The organism is Pseudomonas frederiksbergensis, from assembly GCF_017114915.1.
GTDB lineage: Bacteria > Pseudomonadota > Gammaproteobacteria > Pseudomonadales > Pseudomonadaceae > Aquipseudomonas > Aquipseudomonas frederiksbergensis_I.
On the sequence record NZ_JAAUOE010000036.1, the window covers coordinates 1 to 22,327 of the forward strand.

Genomic DNA, 22,327 nt, shown 5'->3' on the forward strand with positions numbered 1-22,327 from the left:
ATCGGCACAATCAGGATCGCCAGCATCACCACCGCCAGCGCTGACGCCACCGGCCAGTCACGGTTGTTGAAGAACTCTTGCCAGAGCACTTTACCGATCATCAGGGTTTCCGGACCGCCGAGCAGTTCCGGGATCACGAACTCCCCCACCACCGGGATGAACACCAGCATGCAGCCGGCGATGATGCCGTTTTTCGACAGCGGCACGGTGATCTTCCAGAAACTGTTGAAGTTGCTCGAACCCAGGTCCGATGCGGCTTCCAGCAGGCTGGTGTCGTGTTTGACCAGGTTGGCGTACAGCGGCAGGATCATGAATGGCAGATAGGAGTAAACGACCCCGATATAGACGGCGAGGTTGGTATTGAGGATCTGCAGCGGCTCGTCGATCCACCCCATGGTCATCAGAAAACCATTGAGCAGACCGTTGTTGCTGAGGATGCCCATCCACGCATACACGCGGATCAGGATCGCGGTCCAGGTCGGCATCATAATCAGCAGCACCAGCACCGTTTGCAGCTCTTTGCGGGCGGTGGCAATGCCATAGGCCATCGGGTAGCCGATCATCAGGCAGAGGATGGTGCTGAACAGCGCCATCCTCAGCGAGCCGAGGTAGGCGGCGATGTACAACTCGTCGTCGCCCAGCATCGCGTAGTTGGCCAGGTTGAGCAGCACCTGCAGTTTCTGGTCAACGAAGGTGTAGATTTCGGTGTACGGCGGAATGGCCACGTCGGCTTCGGCGAAGCTGATCTTCAGGACGATGAAGAACGGCAGCATGAAGAACAGGAACAGCCAGATGAACGGAACCCCGATGACCAGCTGACGGCCACCGGGCAGTATTCGATTGAGCCGGCGTTTGAGTTTGCGCATGTTCATGAGCGAAGTACCACGCCGCTGTCGTCTTCCCACCACACGTAAACCTGGTCACCCCAGGTCGGGCGCTGGCCACGGCGTTCGGCGTTGGCGACGAAGGACTGCACCAGCTTGCCGCTCGGCAGTTCGACGTAGAACACCGAGTGGCCGCCCAGGTACGCGATGTCGTGCACCTTGCCGCTGGACCAGTTGTGTTCGCAGGTCGGCATGTCGGCGGTCACCAGCAGTTTTTCCGGACGGATCGCGTAGGTGACGGACTTGTCCTGCACCGAGGTGCTGATGCCGTGGCCCACGTAGATGTTGCGGTCCAGGTCCTTGCAGGTGATCAGCGCGTGGCCCTCGGCGTCGTCCACCACTTCGCCTTCGAAGATGTTGACGTTGCCGATGAACTCGCAGACCAGGCGGCTGGTTGGGGTTTCGTAGATGTCGATCGGGCTGCCGATCTGGGCGATCCAGCCCAGGTGCATGATCGCGATGCGCTCGGCCATGGTCATGGCCTCTTCCTGATCGTGGGTCACCATCACGCAGGTCACGCCCACGCGCTCGATGATCTCGACCAGTTCCAGCTGCATTTGCGAGCGCAGCTTCTTGTCCAGCGCGCCCATCGGTTCGTCGAGCAACAACAGCTTCGGCCGCTTGGCCAACGAACGCGCCAAGGCCACACGCTGACGCTGACCGCCGGACAATTGATGGGGTTTGCGCTTGGCGTACTGACTCATCTGCACCAGCTTGAGCATTTCGGCCACGCGGGCATCGACCTCGGCCGCAGGGATCTTGTCCTGCTTGAGGCCGAAGGCGATGTTCTGCGCCACGGTCATGTGCGGGAACAAAGCGTAGGACTGGAACATCATGTTGATCGGCCGTTCGTACGGCGGCATGTCAGTGATGTCTACGCCATCGAGGAAAATGCGCCCCTCCGTGGGCCGTTCGAACCCTGCCAGCATCCGCAGCAAGGTGGATTTGCCCGAACCCGAGCCGCCGAGCAAGGCGAAGATTTCGCCTTTCTTGATTTCCAGGGACACGTCGTCCACGGCAATCGTCTCGTCGAACTTTTTGGTGACCCGGTCGATTTTGACCAGCACCTGTTTAGGTGACTGGTCGCCCTCGAGGGCTTTCTTATAGGCGCCGGAGGCAACTGCCATTTACGAAACTCCCAACAGAATGTGCAGTTCGCTTAACGTGGCGAACCTGGATAGGTTGACGCTATTTGCCTGACTTGATCTTGGTCCAGCTGCGCGTCATGAGTCGTTGAATCTTGGGTGGCAACTCTGAGTTGACATACAGCTTGTCGACAACAGCCTGCGTCGGATAGACCGCCTCATCCGTGCGTACGGCCTGATCCATCAGTTCGCCCGCCTTCGGGTTGGGGTTGGCGTAGCCGACGGAATCACTGACCTTGGCGATCACCTCAGGCTTGAGCAGATAGTTGATGAAGGCATGAGCCTCTTTGATATTGGTGGCGTCCCGGGGAATGGCCAGCATGTCGAACCAGAGGTTGCCGCCCTCTTTGGGAATCACATAAGCAATGTCGATGCCCTTGCCGGCTTCGGTCGCCCGGGCCTTGGCCTGGAACACATCGCCGGAGAAACCGGCGGCCACGCAGATCTCGCCATTGGCCAGATCGGAGACGTATTTGGACGAGTTGAAGTAGGTCACGTAAGGCCGGATTGCCAACAGTTTGGCTTCGGCTTTCTTGTAATCTTCAGGATCCTCGCTGTTCGGCGACAGGCCCATATAGTTCAGCATGGCCGGAAGCATTTCATCCGCCGAGTCGAGGAACGCTACACCGCAACCGGAAAGTTTCTTGATGTTTTCCGGCTCGAACAGCACGGCCCACGAGTCGATCTTGTCGACCCCCAGCGCGGCTTTGACTTTCTCGACGTTGTAGCCGATGCCGTTGGTGCCCCACAGGTACGGCACGGCGTACTGGTTGCCCGGATCGTTCTTCTCCAGGCGCTTGAGCAGCACCGGGTCAAGGTTGGAATAGTGGGTCAGCTTCGACTTGTCGAGCTTCTGAAAAGCCCCAGCCTTGATCTGTTTGCCCAGGAAGTGGTTGGACGGCACGACCACGTCATAACCGGTGCGCCCGGCCAGCAACTTGCCTTCCAGGGTTTCATTGGAATCGAATACGTCATACACCGGCTTGATGCCGGTCTCTTTCTGGAAGTCGGCCAGGGTGGTCTCACCGATGTAGTCCGACCAATTATAAATATGCACTGTGCCGGCGGCCTGAACACTGACAGCAAGTGTCAGCCCAGTGCCGATCAGCAGGGCATTGCGCAACAAAGAAAAAACAGGCAAGTGGAGGTCCTCTAAAATGAGTTGGGCCCAAGTTGCCCCGCGTTACATGACAGCCATGGCGGCCTGACAACAAAACCGGCGCGCAACTTACCCTCGAAAAACCGTTCCAGCAAACTTTATAAAGATTCCTGTAGCAGCTGCCGCAGGCTGCGTTCAACTGCGAAGCAGTTGTGCTGTCGAAAAGCGGAGGTCCTTCAGACCTCAACGCAGCCTTCGGCAGTGGCTACAGGTTTATTACTTACTTACCGGATTTGATCTTGGTCCAGCTGCGAGTCAGGTCACGCTGGGTGGCGGCCGGCAAATCAGCGATCGCATACAACTTGGCCTGTACTTCAGGAGTCGGATAGATGCCCGGATCCGAAGTGATGTCCTTGCTCACGTACTGGGTCGCTTCAGCATTACCGTTAGGGAAGCGCACAGCGTTGGTGATCTCAGCCATCACTTTTGGTTGCAACAGGTAGTTCATGAACTTGTAGGCCCCTTCGACGTTCTCCGCATCCTTGGGGATTGCGACCATGTCGTAGAAGGTGCCAGCGCCTTCTTTTGGAATGGCATAGCTGACTTTCACCTTGTCACCAGCTTCTTCCGCGCGGGACTTGGCTTGCTGGATGTCACCCGAATAGCCGACGGCTACGCAGATGTTGCCGTTGGCCAGGTCCGAAATGTACTTCGACGAGTGGAAGTAGGTCACGGAAGGACGGATCTTCAGGAACAGCTCTTCGGCTTTCTTGATGTCTTCTTTCTTCTGGCTGTCGGTTGGCAGACCCAGGTAATGCAGGGCGACCGGCAGCATTTCGGTAGGCGAATCCAGGAAGCTCACACCGCAGCCCTTGAGCTTGGCAATGTTTTCAGGCTTGAACAGGACGTCCCAGGAATCGATCGTATCGACACCCAGCGCTGCCTTGACCTTCGCGGGGTTGTAACCGATACCGATCGAGCCCCACATGTAAGGGAAAGCGTGTTTGTTGTCCGGGTCGCTGACGGAAACCGCTTTAAGCAGTGATTTGTTCAGGTTGCCGTAGTTGGACAGCTTGGACTTGTCCAACTCCCGGTAAACCCCGGCCTTGATTTGCTTGGCGAGGAAGTTGTTCGACGGCACGACGATGTCGTAGCCGGACTTACCTGCCAACAACTTGGCTTCCAGGGTTTCGTTGCTGTCGAAAACGTCGTACACCACCTTGATCCCGGACTCTTTTTCGAAGTTCGCGACGGTGTCCGGAGCAATGTAGTCGGACCAGTTGTACACGTGCAGCACTTTGTCGTCGGCCTGAACGGCGCCCGCCATCACGCCCATCAGGGACATGGCGAGGAGGGTCTTGCCAGTTATCTTCATACCTAATGCCTTCATGGGTAATGCTCCAGTTTTTCTTTTTAAGCACGTGCTCGGCGGCCTGTTACCGGGGCGTCCGAACAACCGTTAGTCTGGCAAGATCCAAGGCAGGCTTTCAAGGAAAGCCCCATCCTTTGTTTGCACTGAGCGAAGTGCAAACATTGCACCTCGCTCAGAGCCTAGCACTTAGCCCTGCAACGCACTCAGGGTCAGGTCCAGGCACTTGCGTGCCTTGGTCACCAACTCGTCGATTTCAGCCGGTGTAATCACCAGTGGCGGAGCAATGATCATGGTGTCGCCGACCGCACGCATGATCAGGCCGTTGTCGAAGCAGAACTGCCGGCAGATCATGCCAACGCCCTTGCCTTCGTAACGTTTGCGAGTGGCCTTGTCCTGAACCAGCTCGATAGCCCCCAACAGACCGACCCCACGCACTTCCCCCACCAACGGGTGATCGTTCAGTTCCCGTAGACGCTTTTGCAAATAAGGTGCCGTTTCTGCCCGCACGTGCTCGACAATTTTTTCATCGCGCAGGATACGGATGTTTTCCAGCGCCACCGCAGCGGCCACCGGGTGCCCGGAATAGGTAAAACCGTGGTTGAAATCACCGCCTTCGTTGAGTACCTCGACCACATCGTCACGCACGATCAGGCCACCCATCGGGATGTAACCGGACGTCAGGCCTTTGGCGATGGTCATCATGTGGGGTTTGAGGTCGTAGAAATCGGTACCGAACCACTCACCGGTACGACCGAAACCGCAGATCACCTCGTCGGCCACGAACAGAATGTCGTACTTGGCGAGGATTTCCTTGATCCGCGGCCAGTAGGTATCTGGCGGAATGATCACGCCGCCAGCGCCCTGGATCGGCTCGGCAATAAAGGCGCCGACGTTGTCGACGCCAACTTCCAGAATCTTCTCTTCCAGCTGATTGGCCGCCCAGATGCCAAACTCATCCGGCGTCATGTCGCCGCCTTCACCGAACCAGTACGGCTGGGCAATGTGAACGATGCCCGGGATCGGCAAGTCGCCCTGTTCGTGCATATAGGTCATGCCGCCCAGGCTCGCGCCGGCCACGGTGGAGCCGTGATAGCCGTTCTTGCGACTGATGATGACCTTCTTCTTCGGCTGGCCCTTGATCGCCCAGTAGTGACGAACCATCCGCAGCATGGTGTCGTTGCCTTCGGAGCCGGAACCGGTGAAGAACACATGATTCATGCCTTCAGGCGCGATTTCAGCGATGACCTTGGCCAGCTCCAGCACCGGCGGGTGAGCGGTCTGGAAGAACAGGTTGTAATAAGGCAGCTCGCGCATCTGTTTGCTGGCGGCATCGGCCAGCTCATCGCGACCGTAGCCGATCGCGACGCACCACAGACCGGCCATGCCGTCGAGGATCTTGTTGCCTTCGCTGTCCCAGAGGTAAACGCCCTTGGCGTTGGTGATGATCCGCGGGCCTTTCTCTTTCAGCTGCTTGAAGTCACTGAACGGGGCCAGGTGGTGCTCGCTGCTCAGGATTTGCCACTCACGGGTTTGCGGGTTGTTGCTGGTCATGCGAATTCTCCTTGGATTCCAGTGAAGGCGTATCAGACGGCAAAAAGCAGGAACTCCCGCTCCCACGAACTGATCACGCGCTTGAAGTTTTCATGCTCGGCCCGCTTGACCGCGACGTAGCCCGTGATGAATTTCTTGCCCAGGTACTTTTCGATGGTCTTGCTGTTTTCCATGCGGTCCAGCGCGTCTTCAATCGTCAGTGGCAGGCGCAGGTTGCGCCGCTCGTAACCACGACCCACGACCGGAGCACTCGGGTTATGCCCTTCGAGCATGCCGATCAGGCCACACAACAGGCTGGCGGCGATGGCCAGGTAAGGGTTGGCATCGGCGCCCGGCAGACGGTTTTCCACCCGACGGTTCTGCGGCCCGGCATCCGGCACCCGCAAGCCCACGGTGCGGTTCTCTTCGCCCCACTCCACGTTCACCGGTGCCGAGGTATCGGGCAGGAAGCGGCGGAACGAGTTGACGTTGGGGGCGAACAGCGGCAGCAGTTCAGGGATGAATTTCTGCAAACCGCCGATGTGATGGAGGAACAGTTGGCTCATGGTTCCGTCTTCATTGGAGAAGACGTTTTTGCCGGTTTCGATGTCAATGATGCTCTGGTGCAAGTGCATGGCACTGCCCGGCTCGCCGGTCATCGGTTTGGCCATGAAGGTCGCGGCTACGTTGTGCTTGAGCGCGGCTTCGCGCATGGTGCGCTTGAACACCAGGATCTGGTCGGCCAGGGACAGGGCATCGCCATGACGGAAGTTGATTTCCATCTGCGCGGTGCCGTCCTCGTGGATCAGCGTGTCGAGGTCCAGCTCCTGCAGTTCGCACCAGTCGTAGACGTCTTCGAACAACGGGTCGAATTCGTTCGCCGCTTCAATGGAGAAGGACTGGCGACCGGTTTCCGGACGACCGGAACGGCCAATCGGCGGTTGCAACGGGTAGTCCGGGTCATCACTGCGCTTGGTGAGGTAGAACTCCATTTCCGGCGCCACGATCGGCTGCCAGCCGTGGTCGGCGTAGAGTTTCAGCACCTTCTTGAGCACGTTGCGCGGCGACAGCTCGATCGGGTTGCCCTGCTTGTCGTAGGTGTCGTGGATCACGATGGCGGTGGGCTCGATGGCCCAGGGCACCAGAAACACAGCGTTCTGGTCGGGGCGGCAAACCATGTCGATGTCGGCCGGGTCGAGCAGTTCGTAATAGATGTCGTCTTCGACATAGTCGCCGGTCACGGTCTGCAACAAAACGCTTTCGGGCAGGCGCATGCCTTTTTCGGCGATGAACTTGTTGGTCGGCGAGATCTTGCCCCGGGTGATGCCGGTCAGGTCGCCAATCATGCATTCGACTTCTGTGATCTTGTGGTCTTTCAACCAATCGGTGAGCTGGTCGAGGTTGTTACTCATAAATGCCTCTTAGGCTGAGTTTCCTGACTCTTGTAAGTCAGGCGTTATTTGACGCATCGGCGTCGCGTTGTAATGCGCGCTTGCGGCAGGCATCGGCAGTACCCGACGCGCTGGCCGGGCCGTTGTAGTGAAACGGTTCTATATTAGAAGGAGAGCCTGTAAAAAGAATGCCGTCCAGAGCGTCCAGAATATCGGACGGCGCCAGTCGATCCGCCAGGGATGGAAGAATCAACGGCAGGCCTTTGGCAGCTGAAGCCATGGCGCGTACGTATTTGTCGCCACTGATGTGATAAGCATGCAGACCGACCTGTTTTGAGCAGGCGGTGACGCCGATTAACGGCAGGCGAGACATGAAGCACCCCGGTATTATTGCTGTTATGGGTTTAAATCGAGCTTAGCCTTGTTCATTTTTTTACACAACACCCCCGTAAAAAATACAACACGGCCCGCTCAAGCCCGCGGGGGCCAAGGCGTCAGAAGGCAAAAAAACGCCCCAAAGTGCCTCAAAAAAGCCACAGCAGCGCTTTTTCAGGGCAAAAAAGGCCTCGCTTGACTTCGGCATGCCGTTCGGGTTGACTGGAATCCGAAGAGATCAATGATTGATATTTTTAACAACAAAGGTGTTGCATCATGTCGGTACCCCCGCGTGCCGTTCAGCTTAACGAAGCGAACGCGTTCCTTAAGGAACATCCTGAGGTTCTGTACGTTGACCTTCTGATTGCGGATATGAATGGTGTGGTGCGCGGCAAGCGCATCGAACGCACCAGCCTCCACAAGGTTTACGAGAAAGGCATCAACCTGCCGGCCTCTCTATTTGCTCTGGATATCAATGGCTCGACGGTGGAAAGCACCGGCCTGGGTCTGGACATCGGCGATGCTGACCGAATCTGCTATCCAATCCCCGACACCCTGTGCAATGAGCCCTGGCAGAAGCGCCCGACCGCGCAATTGCTGATGACCATGCACGAACTCGAAGGTGACCCGTTCTTCGCCGATCCGCGCGAAGTGCTGCGTCAAGTGGTGACCAAGTTCGATGAGATGGGCCTGACCATCTGCGCCGCGTTCGAACTGGAGTTCTACCTGATCGACCAGGAAAACGTGAACGGTCGCCCGCAACCGCCGCGCTCGCCGATCTCCGGCAAACGTCCGCACTCGACCCAGGTCTACCTGATCGACGATCTGGACGAATATGTCGACTGCCTCCAAGACATTCTGGAAGGTGCGAAAGAGCAAGGCATCCCTGCCGACGCGATCGTCAAGGAAAGCGCCCCGGCGCAGTTCGAAGTGAACCTGCATCATGTGGCCGACCCTATAAAGGCCTGCGACTATGCGGTCCTGCTCAAGCGTCTGATCAAAAACATCGCCTACGACCATGAGATGGACACCACCTTCATGGCCAAGCCTTATCCAGGCCAGGCGGGTAACGGTCTGCACGTCCACATCTCGATTCTTGATAAAGATGGCAAAAACATTTTTGCCAGCGAGGATCCCGAGCAGAACGCCGCACTGCGTCACGCGATCGGCGGTGTGCTCGAGACCCTGCCGGCGCAGATGGCTTTCCTCTGCCCGAACGTCAACTCCTACCGTCGATTCGGCGCGCAGTTTTATGTACCGAACTCGCCCTCCTGGGGCCTGGACAACCGCACCGTTGCACTGCGGGTGCCGACTGGCTCCTCTGACGCAGTCCGCCTGGAACACCGCGTTGCCGGCGCCGACGCCAACCCGTACCTGCTGATGGCTTCGGTGCTGGCGGGCGTGCACCACGGTCTGGTCAACAAGATCGAACCGGGCGCGCCCGTGGAAGGCAACAGCTACGAGCAGAACGAGCAAAGCCTGCCGAACAACCTGCGCGATGCACTGCGCGAGCTGGACGACAGCGAAGTCATGGCCAAGTACATCGATCCGAAATACATCGATATCTTCGTCGCCTGTAAAGAGAGCGAGCTGGAGGAGTTCGAACACTCCATCTCCGACCTCGAGTACAACTGGTACCTGCATACCGTGTAAGCGGTCGCTATAAAAAAACAACGCCGCCGGCCTTACAGCCCGCGGCGTTTTTTATGCCCGAACACACAGCCTTTGGGGTATGGACCATCTCTGCGCTCTGCGTACAATGCCCGCTGCCCCGCAGGAGACTTCAATGACCCGACTCGCTACCCCACGCAAACCCCGCGCACGCAGCCAGGCCCGGATCGACTCGATACTCGATGCCGCCCGCACGCTGCTGGCCGCCGAGGGCGTGGCCAGTCTGTCGATCTACAGTGTCGCTGAACGCGCCGAGATCCCGCCCTCCTCCGTCTACCACTTTTTCGCCAGCGTCCCGGCCCTGCTCGAAGCCCTGACCGCCGACGTCCACGCCGCGTTTCGCGCCTGTCTGCAAGCGCCCATCGACCACAATGCCCTCAACGGTTGGCGCGACCTGTCGCGACTGGTGGAACAGCGCATGCTCGCCATCTACGACGAAGACGCCGCCGCCCGCCAGTTGATCCTCGCCCAGCACGGCCTGACTGAAGTCACCCAGGCCGACCGTCAGCACGACATCGAACTCGGCGACCTGATGCACAAGCTGTTCGCCCACCACTTCGAACTGCCGAAGCTGCCGACGGACGTCGATGTATTTGCCCTGGCCATGGAGCTGGGAGATCGAGTGTACGCGCGCTCGGTGCAGCAGCATGGGCAGATCACGCCGCGCATGGCTGAAGAAGGGATGCGGGTGTTTGATGCCTACCTTGGGCTGTATCTGCCGCCGTACCTGCCCAAGCGCGCCGCGCTTTGATCGTTCCCACGCTCCGCGTGGGAATGCCTCTTCGGACGCTCCGCGTTCGGCTTTTGGGACGCAGAGCGTCCCGGGCTGCGTTCCCACGCAGAGCGAGGGAACGATCAGGCGATCAGGGCTCACGCCCTCCGGGGTTGTCGTTGGCGCACGCGCTTACAACTTGGCGATCGACACCTCGGTGGATTTCACAAAAGCGATCACTTCGCTGCCGACCACCAATTCCAGCTCTTTCACCGAGCGGGTGGTGATCACCGAGGTGACGATACCGGATGCAGTCTGCACGTCGATTTCCGAAAGGACATCGCCGAGTACGATTTCCTTGATCGTGCCTTTGAACTGGTTACGAACGTTGATGGCTTTGATAGTCATAGCATTTCTCCTAGGATCGAAATGAGCGGCAAGTGGCAAGCGACAAGCCGCAAGCAGAAGCAGAGCGCTTTTACTTGCAGCTTGAAGCTTGAAGCTCGCAGCTGCTTCATTGCGCCCAGCGCAGCTGCGCAGGCAAGGGTGAAACAGGTTCCGGTTCCGGCGGTTGGCCGGGTAGCGACAGCACGCGGTTGAGCACTTCGGTTTCCAGCGCCGCCAGCCGATGGGAGCCGCGGACCCGAGGACGCGGCAGTTCCACCGCCAGGTCGAGACCGACTTCGCCTTCTTCAATCAGGATTACCCGATCGGCAATCGTCACCGCTTCGCTGACGTCATGGGTCACCAGCAACACGGTGAAGCCATGCTGTTGCCAGAGCCGTTCGATCAGTTGCTGCATCTCGATCCGGGTCAAGGCATCCAGTGCGCCCAGGGGTTCGTCGAGCAACAGCAGGCGCGGTTGATGGATTAGCGCGCGAGCCAGGGCCACGCGTTGCTTCTGCCCGCCGGACAAGGCTGCCGGCCATTCGTTGGCGCGATCCGCCAGGCCGACCGCCTCAAGGGCTTCCAGTGCTTGCGGCCGCCAGTTGCCCCTGAGCCCGAGACCGACGTTGTCGATGACCTTTTTCCACGGCAGCAGACGCGCTTCCTGGAACATCAGTCGGGTGTCCTCCCGAGCGTCACTCAGCGGCGCGGAACCGCCAAGCAACTGGCCAGCCGTGGGCTTGTCGAGACCGGCGAGCAAACGCAGCAAGGTACTTTTGCCGCAACCGCTACGCCCGACCACCGCTACAAACTGCCCGGCCGGAATGTGCAGGTCGATTTCACGCAGCACTTGCCGCGAACCGAAGGTCTTTTGCAGCTTGCGCACTGCCAGCGGAATACCGCGCAGCAGGCGTGGAGGTTGTTGAGCCGTCATGCGGCACCTCCCCTGGCAACCTGATAGGCCGGATGCCAGCGCAGCCACACGCGCTCAAGTCCTCGGGCCGCGAGATCCGCGAGTTTGCCGAGCACGGCGTACAACAGAATCGCCAGCACCACCACGTCAGTCTGCAAGAACTCCCGAGCATTCATCGCCAGGTAACCGATGCCGGCGCTGGCGGAGATGGTTTCAGCGACGATCAGGGTCAGCCACATGAAACCCAGGGCAAAACGCACACCGACCAGAATCGAAGGCAGCGCACCCGGCAGGATCACCTGCCGGAACAGGCTGAAACCGGACAGGCCATAACTGCGGGACATTTCCACCAGCGCCGGATCGACATTGCGAATGCCGTGGTAAGTGTTGAGGTAGATCGGGAACAACGTGCCCAACGCCACCAGGAAAATCTTCGCCGACTCATCAATGCCGAACCACAGGATCACCAGTGGAATCAGCGCCAGGTGCGGCACGTTGCGGATCATCTGCACCGAACTGTCGAGCAGGCGCTCGCCCCATTTCGACAGACCTGTGATGAAGCCCAGGGTCAGGCCGATGCCGCCACCGATGGCGAAACCGAGTGCCGCGCGCCAGCCGCTGATGGCCAGGTGAGTCCAGATTTCACCGCTACGGAACAGGCTCACACCAGCTTCGATCACCGCGCTCGGCGCCGGCAGAATCCGCGTCGACAACCAGCCCGCCGACACCGACAACTGCCATACCGCCAGCAACAGGACCGGCAATGCCCAAGGCGCGAGGTTGTGGGTAATTTTCTTCATGGCAGCGCCTCAGCTCTGGGACGCGGCTTTGGGAAGAATGTCGTTGGCCACCATCTCGCCGAATGGGCTGACGTAACCGGCGCTTTTCGGCAGTTCAGGACGCTCGACGTCCAGGTGCGGGAACAGCAACTCGGCCACCCGGTAGGACTCTTCCAGGTGTGGATAACCGGAGAAGATGAACGTGTCGATGCCCAGATCGGCGTATTCCTTCACCCGAGCGGCCACGGTCGGACCGTCGCCGACCAGCGCCGTACCGGCCCCGCCGCGCACCAGACCGACACCGGCCCAGAGGTTGGGACTGACTTCCAGGTTGTCGCGACTGCCGCCATGCAAAGCGGCCATGCGTTGCTGGCCGACCGAATCGAAACGCGCCAGAGAAGCCTGGGCACGGGCGATGGTGTCATCGTCCAGATGAGAGATCAGTCGATCCGCGGCCTGCCACGCCTCGGCGTTGGTTTCACGAACGATCACATGCAGGCGAATACCGAAGCGCACGGTTCGACCAAGCTTCGCGGCTTTGGCACGCACTTGTTCAATCTTCTCGGCAACGGCGGCCGGTGGCTCGCCCCAGGTCAGGACCATTTCGACCTGCTCTGCCGCGAGGTCTTGCGCCGCTTCCGACGAGCCACCGAAGTACAGCGGCGGACGCGGTTGCTGGATCGGCGGATAGAGCAACTTGGCGCCCTTCACGCTGATGTGCCGGCCGTCGTAATCGACGGTTTCACCTTCCAGCACCCGGCGCCAGATGCGAGTGAACTCCACCGAAGCCTGATAGCGTTCTTCGTGACTGAGGAACAAACCGTCGCCGGCCAATTCTTCCGGGTCGCCACCGGTGACCAGGTTGAACAGCGCACGACCGCCGGACAGACGATCCAGGGTCGCGGCCTGACGCGCCGCCACCGTCGGGGAAATGATCCCGGGGCGCAGGGCGACAAGGAATTTCAAACGCTGGGTCACCGGGATCAGCGATGCGGCCACCAGCCACGAATCTTCGCAGGAGCGCCCGGTGGGAATCAGCACCCCGCCGAAGCCCAGACGATCCGCCGCTTGCGCGACTTGTTGCAGATAACCGTGGTCGACGGCGCGAGCGCCTTCGGCGGTACCAAGGTAATGGCCGTCGCCGTGGGTAGGCAGGAACCAGAAGATATTGAGGCTCATGGAGTGGTCTCCTTGGAAAGTCGAATTACGGCGCTTTGGCCACGGCCGCCGGTGGCGTCCAGATCACGTCTTTGATGCTCAGGGGCTTGGGAATCAGCTTGAGCTGGTAGAAGCTGTCGGCGATTTTCTGTTGGGCGGCGACCACCTCAGGGGTCAGGAACAACGCGCCGTAGCCCTGGCGTTTCACCGAGGTCAGGGTGATGTCCGCTGGCAGGCCGAGCAGTGGCGAAACCTGCGTTGTTACGTCTTCGGGGTTGGCCTTGGACCATTCGCCAACCGCGCGCACTTCTTCCACCAGGGTCTTGATCACTTCAGGATTTTTCTGCGCGTAAGGCTTGGTCGCCAGGTAGAACTGGTGGTTGTCGACGATGCCCTGGCCGTCGCGCAGGGTGCGCGCTTGCAATTGCTGTTCGGCGGCGGCCTGGTACGGGTCCCAGATAACCCAGGCATCGACACTGCCACGCTCGAATGCAGCGCGGGCATCGGCGGGCGGCAGGAATACGGTCTGGATGTCGGTGTATTTGAGGCCGGCGTCTTCCAGCGCACGCACCAACAGGTAGTGCACGTTGGAGCCTTTGTTCAGGACGACTTTTTTACCCTTGAGCTCGGCCACCGATTTGATCGGCGAGCCCTTCGGCACCAGGATCGCTTCACTGTGGGGCGCTGGCGGCTCATAGGCGACGTAGAGCAAATCAGCACCCGCCGCTTGGGCGAACACTGGCGGCGTTTCACCGGTGACACCAAAGTCGATGGAGCCGACGTTCAGGCCTTCGAGCAGTTGCGGGCCGCCGGGGAATTCCGTCCATTGCACGTCCACGCCTTGGGCGGCGAGGCGTTTTTCCAGCGTGCCTTTGGCTTTGAGCAGCACCAGGGTGCCGTATTTCTGATAGCCGATTCGTAGAGTCTCGGCCTGAGCTTGAGTAATGGCGCCGAAGGACACAGCCGCAGCAAACAGAGCGACCAGACCACGACGCAAAATGACAGGGCGCATGGCGCTCTCCTTTTTGCAGTTGGGTTTTGGCTGCACCTGCTTGGCCGTTAGCGGCTGAGTAAGGTGAGTACTTCAAATTCAGGTGTGGCTTAAGTGCTGGCTTAAATGCTCCAGCGAGCACTCAACAAACGTTCGTTCAACAGGTTCGGATCGAGCGGCTTGGGCCGTCGCGCCATGGCGCTGAAAAACAACTCCAGCGATTCGTTCAGTCGTTGTGCAAGCTCGGGGGCCAGCTGCGCCTGGGTGCTGCCTTCGCCGTAAGCGATCTGGCTGTCTACGGCGAAAATCCCGTGGAGCATTTCCTGGGCCTTCAGCGCCGACAACACCGGCTTGAGCGCGTAATCCACCGCCAGCATGTGGGCGATGCTGCCGCCGGTGGCCATCGGCAGAACCACCTTGTGGCTCAGGGCGCGCTCGGGCAGCAGGTCTAATACGGTTTTCAGCGCGCCGGAAAACGACGCTTTGTAAACCGGCGTGGCAATCAGCAAGCCATCGGCGTTTTCAATCTGTTGCAACAGGTCGATCACCTTCGGGCTGTCGAAACGGGCATGCAGCAAGTCTTCGGCCGGGAAGTCCCGTACCTGGTAACTCACCACTTCCACACCTTGCTCTTGCAACCAGCGTTGGGAGCGCTCCAGCAATACCCCGGAACGGGAGCGCAGGCTGGGGCTGCCACCCAGTGAGACGACCAGCATTCAGACAATTCCTTGAACAGTGTTGGTGATTCGCGGCTTGCGATCTCGCGTCGATGGAGTGACATTAACAGATGATTTATATATCCATAAATCATATTTATTCATTTGTTTATGCTCTAAATGAATATGAAAATTGTCTTTTTCCGGGTAAAAAACAGGCCGTCGAAACGGCCTGAAATCCCCTGCTTTATGGATACACACAAGCCTCGCTCTTACCGATTGGGCTGCGGCGTCAGACGCAGATACGGTTTAACCGCGCGATACCCCTTGGGAAAACGTCGCTGGATTTCATCTTCATCCTTGAGCGATGGCACGATCACCACCTCATCACCATCCTGCCAGTTGGCCGGGGTGGCCACCTTGTAGTTGTCGGTGAGCTGCAGCGAATCGATCACCCGTAGAATCTCATTGAAGTTACGGCCGGTACTCGCCGGGTAAGTGATGGTCAGACGAATCTTCTTGTTCGGGTCGATCACGAACAGCGAACGCACGGTCAGGGTGTCGTTGGCATTCGGGTGGATCAGGTCGTACAGGTCGGACACTTTACGGTCCGCATCGGCAAGGATCGGGAAGTTGACGATGGCGTTCTGGGTTTCGTTGATGTCCTCGATCCACTTGTGGTGCGAATCCACCGGGTCCACGGACAGGGCAATGGCTTTGACGCCGCGCTGGGCGAAATCTTCCTTGAGCCTGGCGGTAAAGCCCAACTCGGTGGTGCATACCGGGGTGAAGTCCGCCGGATGGGAAAACAACACGCCCCAACTATCGCCCAGCCATTGGTGGAAACGAATAGTGCCGGCACTGGAATCCTGCTCGAAGTCGGGGGCGATATCGCCCAGTCTGAGGCTCATGGTGCTGCTCCTGGTGAGTGCTTGTTGAGCTCAACTGTGCCTGCGTTCTTATTTAATTAAAAAGAATAAATATCGATTTATTTAGATTTAAAATGAATATTAAAGATCTGTTCACTGGACCAGAACAGCCATCGGGACGAACATCGACCACAAGGTTCGAGAAGGCCTTGAGTTGCTGCAAAAGAGGGAAATTTCAAGGAGGGTTTACGGGGGTGAGCCCGCCTTGAAAACGTAAAAGCCCCGCCCGGCGTGATGCCGGGCGGGGCTTTTTTACATCGGTTATGCGATCGCTATTACAACAGCGGGATCGAATAGCTGACGATCAGACGGTTTTCGTCCTGGTCGCGCTGACCTGGGATGTCGGTGCGCCATGTGGCGTTTTTCCAGGTGAAGCCCAGGTTTTTCAGCGTACCTTCTTGCACGACGTACGCCAGGGTCAGGTCGCGTTCCCACTCGGAGCTGTCGGTACTTGCTGGCGAGGTAGTGTCGATATTGTCGCCATGCAGGTAAACCATACCAGCGGTCAAGCCAGGCACGCCGACTTTGGCGAAGTCGTACGAGTAGCGGGCTTGCCAGGTACGTTCGCCGGCACGGGCGAACTTGGCGATCTGGCTGTCGGTAGTTATGTAAGCCGAGGCGCCGTCACCCTGGTTCAGGTAAGGGAAGTCGCTGCTGCCGTTGCTGACCTGATAACCGCCACCGAAGGTGTGACCGGCAACGCTATACAGGAACAGGCCGCTGTAAAGGTTGTTGTCAACTTTACCCTTACCGTTGGAGGTGCTGTCGTAGTTACCGTTGCTGTAATAAGCCGGGGTATTACCATTCAGACCGTCATCGGAACTGTTGAAATAACGGAAATCAGATTTCAACACGCCCGGACCGATCGACCAGTTGTGAACCAGGCCCAGGAAGTGTTGCTTGTAGAAGTCTTCCAGGTTGCCGTAGTAGTACTGGGCAGTCAGGTCTTTGGTGATTTTGTAGTCACCGCCGCCGTAGATGAACTTGTTGCTGTCACGACCAGCAGCAGTGTGAGCGTTCGCACCAGCAATCGACAGTTCTTCGTTGTTGCTGGAGTTACGGCCCTTGGCGTGCTCGATCTGACCGCCGACCAGTGTCAGGTCTTTGATTTCGTTCGAGGTGATCTGACCGCCCTGGAAGGTTTGCGGCAGCAGACGACCGTCGTTGGTCACGATCACTGGCAGTTTTGGCTGCAGGGTGCCCAACTTCAGTTCGGTCTGGGAGATCTTGGCTTTGGCAGTCAGGCCCAGGCTGGAGAAGTTATCAACCGCTTCGCCGTTGGATTTGCTTGGGAAAACAGTACCACCGTAAGAAGTCGAAGTTGCGCCGTTAGTACCGCCGCCCGAATCCAGGCGCACGCCCAGCAGGCCGATGGCATCGAGACCGAAGCCGACAGTGCCTTGGGTGTAACCGGAAGTGAAGCGCAGATCGAAGCCTTGGCCCCATTCTTCGTTCTTGTTCGCACCGGCCCCATTACGGTTATCCGTGTTGATGTAGAAGTTACGCAGCCCCAATGTAGCCTTGCTGTCTTCAATGAAACCGGCGGCGCCTGCCTGCTGCGCCAAAACCCCTACGGCCACTGCCAGGGCCAAGGTGGACTTCTTCATGTTTCGCTCCTCTCGTTCTAATTTTTGTGTTCTTTGGTCTCGGGTCTAACGCCCAAGATCCACAGATGCGCGATTAGCACCGGACCGTGACTGACAAGTCAATCGTAACCATGTGTGTCTACGACCAAGGTCTAACCGCAGTGATTTGGTCCCTGCAGGGTAATGATTTTCTCATAAGCCCAAAAAGAATTATTTCGTTCTTTTTAATACCATTTAGGAATATAGCTTGATGTCAACGATCCGAACCGGATCGCAGAGGTATCGGCTCATAAGCTAATTCCTAAACGGTATTTGTTAGAATTTTTTTAGATCAATTAGCGTTGACGCATCCCCTTACACGTCAACCACTTTCGAAAAAGCGACGCCATCATGGCCAAACGCGCACTATCTAGTCAATTTGTTACAGTTTGTGTATCGCTAATATTTTATTTTTCGACCAGGCGGGCTGAAGCATTGGGGCCGAAAGGGAGAGGTCGAGACGGTGCTGCCGGGTTATTCGCCGTATGTCAGCGCCAAATTTGTGGCCGAGTGATGATCGTTCCCATGCTCTGCGTGGGAACGATCAAGCCCACAGCCACTCAGTCAGAGGGCCTTTTCGAAGATCTTCGAATTACGCTGGTAGTTGTACAGCGACGCCCGCGCCGACGGCAGCCGCTCGACGCTGCTCGGCACGAAACCCCGCTCGCGGAACCAGTGAGCGGTCCGGGTAGTCAGCACGAACAAGGTTTTCAGCCCCTGTGCCCGGGCGCGGGTTTCGATGCGCTCCAGCAGCTCATCGCCGCGACCGCCGTGGCGGTACTCCGGGTTCACCGCCAGACACGCCAACTCCCCCGCCTCCGAATCGGCAATCTGATACAACGCCGCGCAAGCGATGATCATGCCTTCACGCTCGACCACGCTGAACTGCTCGATCTCACGCTCCAGCACCTCGCGGGAACGACGTACCAGAATGCCCTGCTCTTCCAGCGGGCTGATCAAATCCAGCAAACCGCCGACGTCCTCGATGGCCGCCTCGCGCACCACTTCGAATTGCTCCTGGGCCACCAGCGTACCGCCACCGTCACGGGTGAACAGTTCGGTCAGCAGCGCGCCATCTTCGGCATAGCTGACGATATGGCTGCGCGCCACCCCGCCCCGGCAGGCCTCAGCGGCCGCATCCAGCAACTCGGCCTGATAGTTGCTGCCCAGGCGTTGCAGATGCGCCGGTACTTGTTGCGGACGCAATTCGCGAACCAGACGACCATTTTCATCCAGCAGACCGAGTTCGGCGCCAAACAGCAGCAGCTTGTCCGCGCCCAGGTCGATGGCGGCGCGGGTCGCGACGTCTTCGCACGCGAGGTTGAAGATCTCGCCCGTCGGCGAGTAACCCAACGGCGACAGCAGCACGATGGAGCGTTCGTCCAACAGGCGATTGATGCCCTTGCGGTCGACCCGGCGCACTTCGCCGGTGTGGTGATAGTCGACACCTTCGAGCACGCCGATCGGCCGTGCGGTGACCAGATTGCCGCCGGCCACCCGCAGGCGCGAGCCTTGCATCGGCGACGAGGCCATGTCCATGGACAACCGCGCTTCGATGGCGATGCGCAGTTGGCCGACCGCATCGATCACGCACTCCAGCGTCGCTGCATCGGTGATGCGCATGCCGTGGTGGTAGTGCGGGGTCAGGCCGCGAGCAGCGAGGCGGGTTTCAATTTGCGGACGCGAACCGTGAACCAGCACCAGTCGCACGCCCAGGCTGTGCAGCAGCACCAGGTCGTGGACGATATTGCCGAAGTTCGGGTGCTCCACGCCGTCGCCGGGCAGCATGACGACGAAGGTGCAATCGCGGTGGGCGTTGATGTAAGGCGAAGCGTGACGAAGCCAATTGACGTATTCGGGCATGAACCTGGGCCTGTAATAAATAGCAGCCGAGAAAAAGAGTAACGCAGTAAACGCACAGCGGGCTGATGGTTATCGTCGGAACAGGCTTGGCGACACGCGCGCTCTCCTCATAAATACGGGTTGTGACACGGGCAATTTATACGAGCGATGCCGGCGTCAGGCAGTAATGTTCGATCAGTTGACGTAATAGATGCACGGTAGGCTGCAAACGTGACATTTCGAGGTATTCCCCCGGCTGGTGGGCACAGGCGATGTCACCGGGGCCCAATACCAATGTTTCGCAGCCAAGACGCTGAAGATAAGGCGCTTCTGTGCCGAACGCCACTGCTTCGGCGCGATGGCCGGTGAGCTTTTCGGCGACTCTCACCAACTCCGAGTCCTCGGCCTGCTCGAACGGCGGCACTTCGGGGAACAGCGGCGCGTAATCGATCTTCACCTGATGCCGCTCGGCAATGGGGTTGAGCTTCTGCAAAATCGCCGCGCGCAGGGCGTTGGGATCCATGCCCGGCAGCGGACGCAAGTCAAACTCCAGGGAGCACTGGCCGCAGATGCGATTGGGGTTGTCGCCACCGTGAATGCAGCCGAAGTTCATCGTCGGCTGCGGTACGCTGAACTGCGGATTACGAAATTCCCGCTGCCACGCCAGACGCAAGCCGCGCAGTTCGCCGATGGCATCGTGCATGGCTTCGAGGGCGCTGTGGCCCAGGCTCGGGTCCGAGGAGTGGCCGCTCTGGCCGAGGATGTCGATGCGCTCCATCATCACGCCTTTGTGCATCCGGATCGGTTTCAACCCGGTCGGCTCGCCGATTATCGCCGCGCGACCCAATGGCCGCCCGGCTTCGGCCAGCGCGCGAGCACCAGACATCGAGCTTTCTTCATCGCAGGTGGCGAGGATCAGTAATGGCTGCTTGAACGGTTGATCGAGCAAGGGTTTGACGGCTTCGATGACCAGGGCGAAAAAGCCCTTCATGTCACAACTGCCCAAGCCGACCCAGCGGCCGTCCACCTCCGTCAACTTCAACGGGTCGGTCTGCCACAGCGCCTCGTCGTACGGCACCGTATCGCTGTGACCGGCCAGCACCAGACCACCGGGGCCAGAGCCAAAACTGGCCAGCAGGTTGAATTTGCCGGGGCTGACCTGCTGGATGTCGCAGGCAAAACCCAGATCCCCGAGCCAGGTCGCCAGCAAGTCGATGACCGGTCGATTGGTTTGATCCAGGCGAGGTTGGGTACAGCTGACAGACGGCGCGGCGATCAGCGCAGCGAACTGATCTTTCATGGACGGCAAAGGCATCGCTGACTCCCAACTCCCGAATTGAAGTCCATCATAGAACCATCCGGCGACAGGAATAAACCGTCGCGGCACGTAGGACGTATGAGTCCTGTACACTGCACGACCTTGGCAGCCACACATTCCCCCGGCTGCGCTCCCGATCCTGGATTTTCCGGCCATGCAGAAAGAAACCGAAATCAAACTCCGCGTCAGCCGCGAAACCCTCGCCGCCCTGCGCGAGCACCCGTTACTGAAAAAACGCAACAAAAGTGGCTGGGAACGCCGTGAGTTGATGAACCAGTACTTCGACACGCCCGAGCGCGACCTGGCCCGCGCCAAGGTTGCCCTGCGCCTGCGCCGCGATGGCGACGAAGTGATTCAGACCCTCAAGACCCGTGGACAGAGCGTCGCCGGTCTGTCCGAGCGTCACGAGTACGACTGGCCCCTGCCCAAAGCCAAACTCGATGTGAAGAAGCTCGACGGCGAATGCTGGCCCGAGCAGCTGGCCGAGCTGGACAAGAAAACCCTGAAAGCCATCTTCACCACCGATTTCGTGCGTGAACGCGCGGAAATCGCCTGGGGTCGTGGCAAGACCAAAGTGGTCATCGAAGCCGCGCTGGACCTGGGCCACGTGGTAGTCGGCAAACAGAAAGAAGAAATCTGCGAGCTGGAACTGGAACTGCACGAAGGCGAACCGGCCGCGCTGCTGGAACTGGCCGCCGAACTGGCTGCGACCCTGGCGCTAATGCCGTGTGACATCAGCAAGGCCGAGCGCGGTTATCGCTTGTTCGATGCCAACAGCTACTCGCTGAGCTTGCCGGCACCGCAGATCAGCGCCGAAATGCCACTGGACGATGCGTTCGCCGCCCTGTGCTGGCATTTGCTGGGCAGCAGCCAGCGCCTGGCCGAGCAATATCGCTTCAATGGCCACTGGCGCCTGCTGCAGGACTGGGTCGAAAACCTCGCTGAAATGCGTGCGCTGATCAGCAGCCTCGGTCAGGCCGCACCGCGTCAGTCGACTCACGATCTGCGGGTCGCGCTGGATGCCTTGCTGGAAGACTGGCGTCCGCTGGTACAAGCCGGCCTGGACGACGAAGACGTGCGCAAAGCCGCGCCGGAGCAGTTCCTCGAAGAGCTGGAAGACCCGCGCTGGGGCCTGTTCTCGCTGAACACTTCGCGCTGGTTGCTGGCCCGCACCTGGGCTGCCGATCGCAACACCCGCGGCAATCGTCAGGGCGCCGCCCAACTGAGTAGCTGGCTGCCACGCCTGCTGGGCGAAGAAGCCAACTCGCTGCAATTACAGCGTTACCAGCAACAGCCGGAAGACCTGGCCGAGCAACTGCCGCGCATCGAGCGCATCCAGGTCTGGCTGCACCATGCCCGTGGCGTGCTGGACATCCCGGAAATGGATCGCCTGTACGGTGAGCTGAAACAGCTTGCCCTGCTAGCTAACGAGCCGATTACCGATGAGTCGCTGGATGCGCGTAAGCAGCAGGCGATTGCGGTGTATCAGAACCGTGCCTGGAAAATGCTATTGCGCATGTAATACCGCGATGATGATCGTTCCCACGCTC

Annotated in this window: 19 protein-coding genes and 1 pseudogene; 3 read left to right on the forward strand and 17 right to left on the reverse strand. The window is 59.1% G+C overall.

What is annotated here, in order from left to right:
• The 7 genes and pseudogenes from HCU66_RS21440 to HCU66_RS21470 form a co-directional block, all read right to left on the reverse strand.
• Positions 1 to 833, reverse strand: an 833-nt coding sequence (locus tag HCU66_RS21440) for an ABC transporter permease subunit (protein WP_205890504.1), incomplete at its 3' end; no start/stop codon positions are given.
• 35 nt (positions 834 to 868) lie between these two features.
• Positions 869 to 2,011 carry an ABC transporter ATP-binding protein gene (locus HCU66_RS21445; RefSeq protein ID WP_205890459.1) on the reverse strand — a complete coding sequence of 381 codons (1,143 nt, stop codon included), beginning with the start codon at positions 2,009 to 2,011 and terminating at the stop codon, positions 869 to 871.
• A gap of 61 nt (positions 2,012 to 2,072) precedes the next feature.
• Positions 2,073 to 3,170, reverse strand: a complete 1,098-nt coding sequence (locus HCU66_RS21450; RefSeq protein WP_205890460.1) for a polyamine ABC transporter substrate-binding protein — start codon at positions 3,168 to 3,170, stop codon at positions 2,073 to 2,075.
• Between the two features lie 238 nt (positions 3,171 to 3,408).
• Positions 3,409 to 4,518, reverse strand: a complete 1,110-nt coding sequence (locus HCU66_RS21455; RefSeq protein ID WP_205890461.1) for a polyamine ABC transporter substrate-binding protein — start codon at positions 4,516 to 4,518, stop codon at positions 3,409 to 3,411.
• Positions 4,519 to 4,686: 168 nt separating this feature from the next.
• Entirely contained in the window at positions 4,687 to 6,051 is a 1,365-nt protein-coding gene (locus tag HCU66_RS21460) for an aspartate aminotransferase family protein (RefSeq protein WP_205890462.1), read from the reverse strand.
• Positions 6,052 to 6,083: 32 nt separating this feature from the next.
• Positions 6,084 to 7,442: a glutamine synthetase family protein gene (locus tag HCU66_RS21465; protein WP_018928632.1), complete on the reverse strand. Its 1,359-nt coding sequence runs from the start codon at positions 7,440 to 7,442 to the stop codon at positions 6,084 to 6,086.
• 94 nt (positions 7,443 to 7,536) lie between these two features.
• Positions 7,537 to 7,794 (reverse strand): annotated as a pseudogene (locus tag HCU66_RS21470) (gamma-glutamyl-gamma-aminobutyrate hydrolase family protein); the annotation flags it as partial.
• A 278-nt stretch (positions 7,795 to 8,072) separates the two neighbouring features.
• Here HCU66_RS21470 and HCU66_RS21475 point away from each other — a divergent pair.
• On the forward strand, positions 8,073 to 9,449 hold the full coding sequence (locus HCU66_RS21475) for a glutamine synthetase family protein (protein WP_205890464.1): 1,377 nt from the start codon (positions 8,073 to 8,075) through the stop codon (positions 9,447 to 9,449).
• Between the two features lie 133 nt (positions 9,450 to 9,582).
• Positions 9,583 to 10,218: a TetR/AcrR family transcriptional regulator gene (locus HCU66_RS21480; RefSeq protein WP_205890465.1), complete on the forward strand. Its 636-nt coding sequence runs from the start codon at positions 9,583 to 9,585 to the stop codon at positions 10,216 to 10,218.
• Positions 10,219 to 10,371: 153 nt separating this feature from the next.
• On the opposite strand, the gene HCU66_RS21485 is transcribed toward HCU66_RS21480, so the two are convergent.
• The 10 genes from HCU66_RS21485 to argE all read right to left on the reverse strand — a co-directional run bounded on the left by HCU66_RS21485 (position 10,372) and on the right by argE (position 20,774).
• Entirely contained in the window at positions 10,372 to 10,587 is a 216-nt protein-coding gene (locus HCU66_RS21485; protein ID WP_205890466.1) for a TOBE domain-containing protein, read from the reverse strand.
• A 106-nt stretch (positions 10,588 to 10,693) separates the two neighbouring features.
• Complete coding sequence (gene ssuB, locus HCU66_RS21490) at positions 10,694 to 11,500, reverse strand: aliphatic sulfonates ABC transporter ATP-binding protein (RefSeq protein WP_205890467.1); 807 nt, start codon at positions 11,498 to 11,500, stop codon at positions 10,694 to 10,696.
• Positions 11,497 to 12,279 (reverse strand): aliphatic sulfonate ABC transporter permease SsuC, encoded by a 783-nt coding sequence (gene ssuC / locus HCU66_RS21495; protein ID WP_205890468.1) that lies wholly within the window; start codon positions 12,277 to 12,279, stop codon positions 11,497 to 11,499. The genes ssuB and ssuC overlap by 4 nt, the downstream gene beginning before the upstream one ends.
• 9 nt (positions 12,280 to 12,288) lie before the next feature.
• Positions 12,289 to 13,437 carry an FMNH2-dependent alkanesulfonate monooxygenase gene (ssuD, locus tag HCU66_RS21500; RefSeq protein WP_205890469.1) on the reverse strand — a complete coding sequence of 383 codons (1,149 nt, stop codon included), beginning with the start codon at positions 13,435 to 13,437 and terminating at the stop codon, positions 12,289 to 12,291.
• A gap of 25 nt (positions 13,438 to 13,462) precedes the next feature.
• The gene (locus tag HCU66_RS21505) at positions 13,463 to 14,428 is read right to left on the reverse strand and encodes a sulfonate ABC transporter substrate-binding protein (protein WP_205890470.1); all 966 of its coding nucleotides are present in this window, start codon (positions 14,426 to 14,428) and stop codon (positions 13,463 to 13,465) included.
• 101 nt (positions 14,429 to 14,529) lie between these two features.
• On the reverse strand, positions 14,530 to 15,123 hold the full coding sequence (ssuE, locus tag HCU66_RS21510; protein WP_205890471.1) for an NADPH-dependent FMN reductase: 594 nt from the start codon (positions 15,121 to 15,123) through the stop codon (positions 14,530 to 14,532).
• 212 nt (positions 15,124 to 15,335) lie between these two features.
• On the reverse strand, positions 15,336 to 15,974 hold the full coding sequence (locus tag HCU66_RS21515; protein ID WP_205890472.1) for a peroxiredoxin: 639 nt from the start codon (positions 15,972 to 15,974) through the stop codon (positions 15,336 to 15,338).
• Between the two features lie 293 nt (positions 15,975 to 16,267).
• A complete protein-coding gene (locus HCU66_RS21520; protein WP_205890473.1) occupies positions 16,268 to 17,599 on the reverse strand; it encodes an OprD family porin in 1,332 nt (443 codons plus the stop codon).
• Positions 17,600 to 18,181: 582 nt separating this feature from the next.
• A complete protein-coding gene (argA, locus tag HCU66_RS21525; RefSeq protein ID WP_205890474.1) occupies positions 18,182 to 19,480 on the reverse strand; it encodes an amino-acid N-acetyltransferase in 1,299 nt (432 codons plus the stop codon).
• 136 nt (positions 19,481 to 19,616) lie between these two features.
• Positions 19,617 to 20,774 carry an acetylornithine deacetylase gene (gene argE / locus HCU66_RS21530; RefSeq protein WP_205890475.1) on the reverse strand — a complete coding sequence of 386 codons (1,158 nt, stop codon included), beginning with the start codon at positions 20,772 to 20,774 and terminating at the stop codon, positions 19,617 to 19,619.
• 157 nt (positions 20,775 to 20,931) lie between these two features.
• Here argE and HCU66_RS21535 point away from each other — a divergent pair, with 157 nt between their 5' ends.
• Entirely contained in the window at positions 20,932 to 22,299 is a 1,368-nt protein-coding gene (locus tag HCU66_RS21535) for a CYTH domain-containing protein (protein WP_205890476.1), read from the forward strand.
• The last annotated feature ends 28 nt before the right edge of the window (positions 22,300 to 22,327 follow it).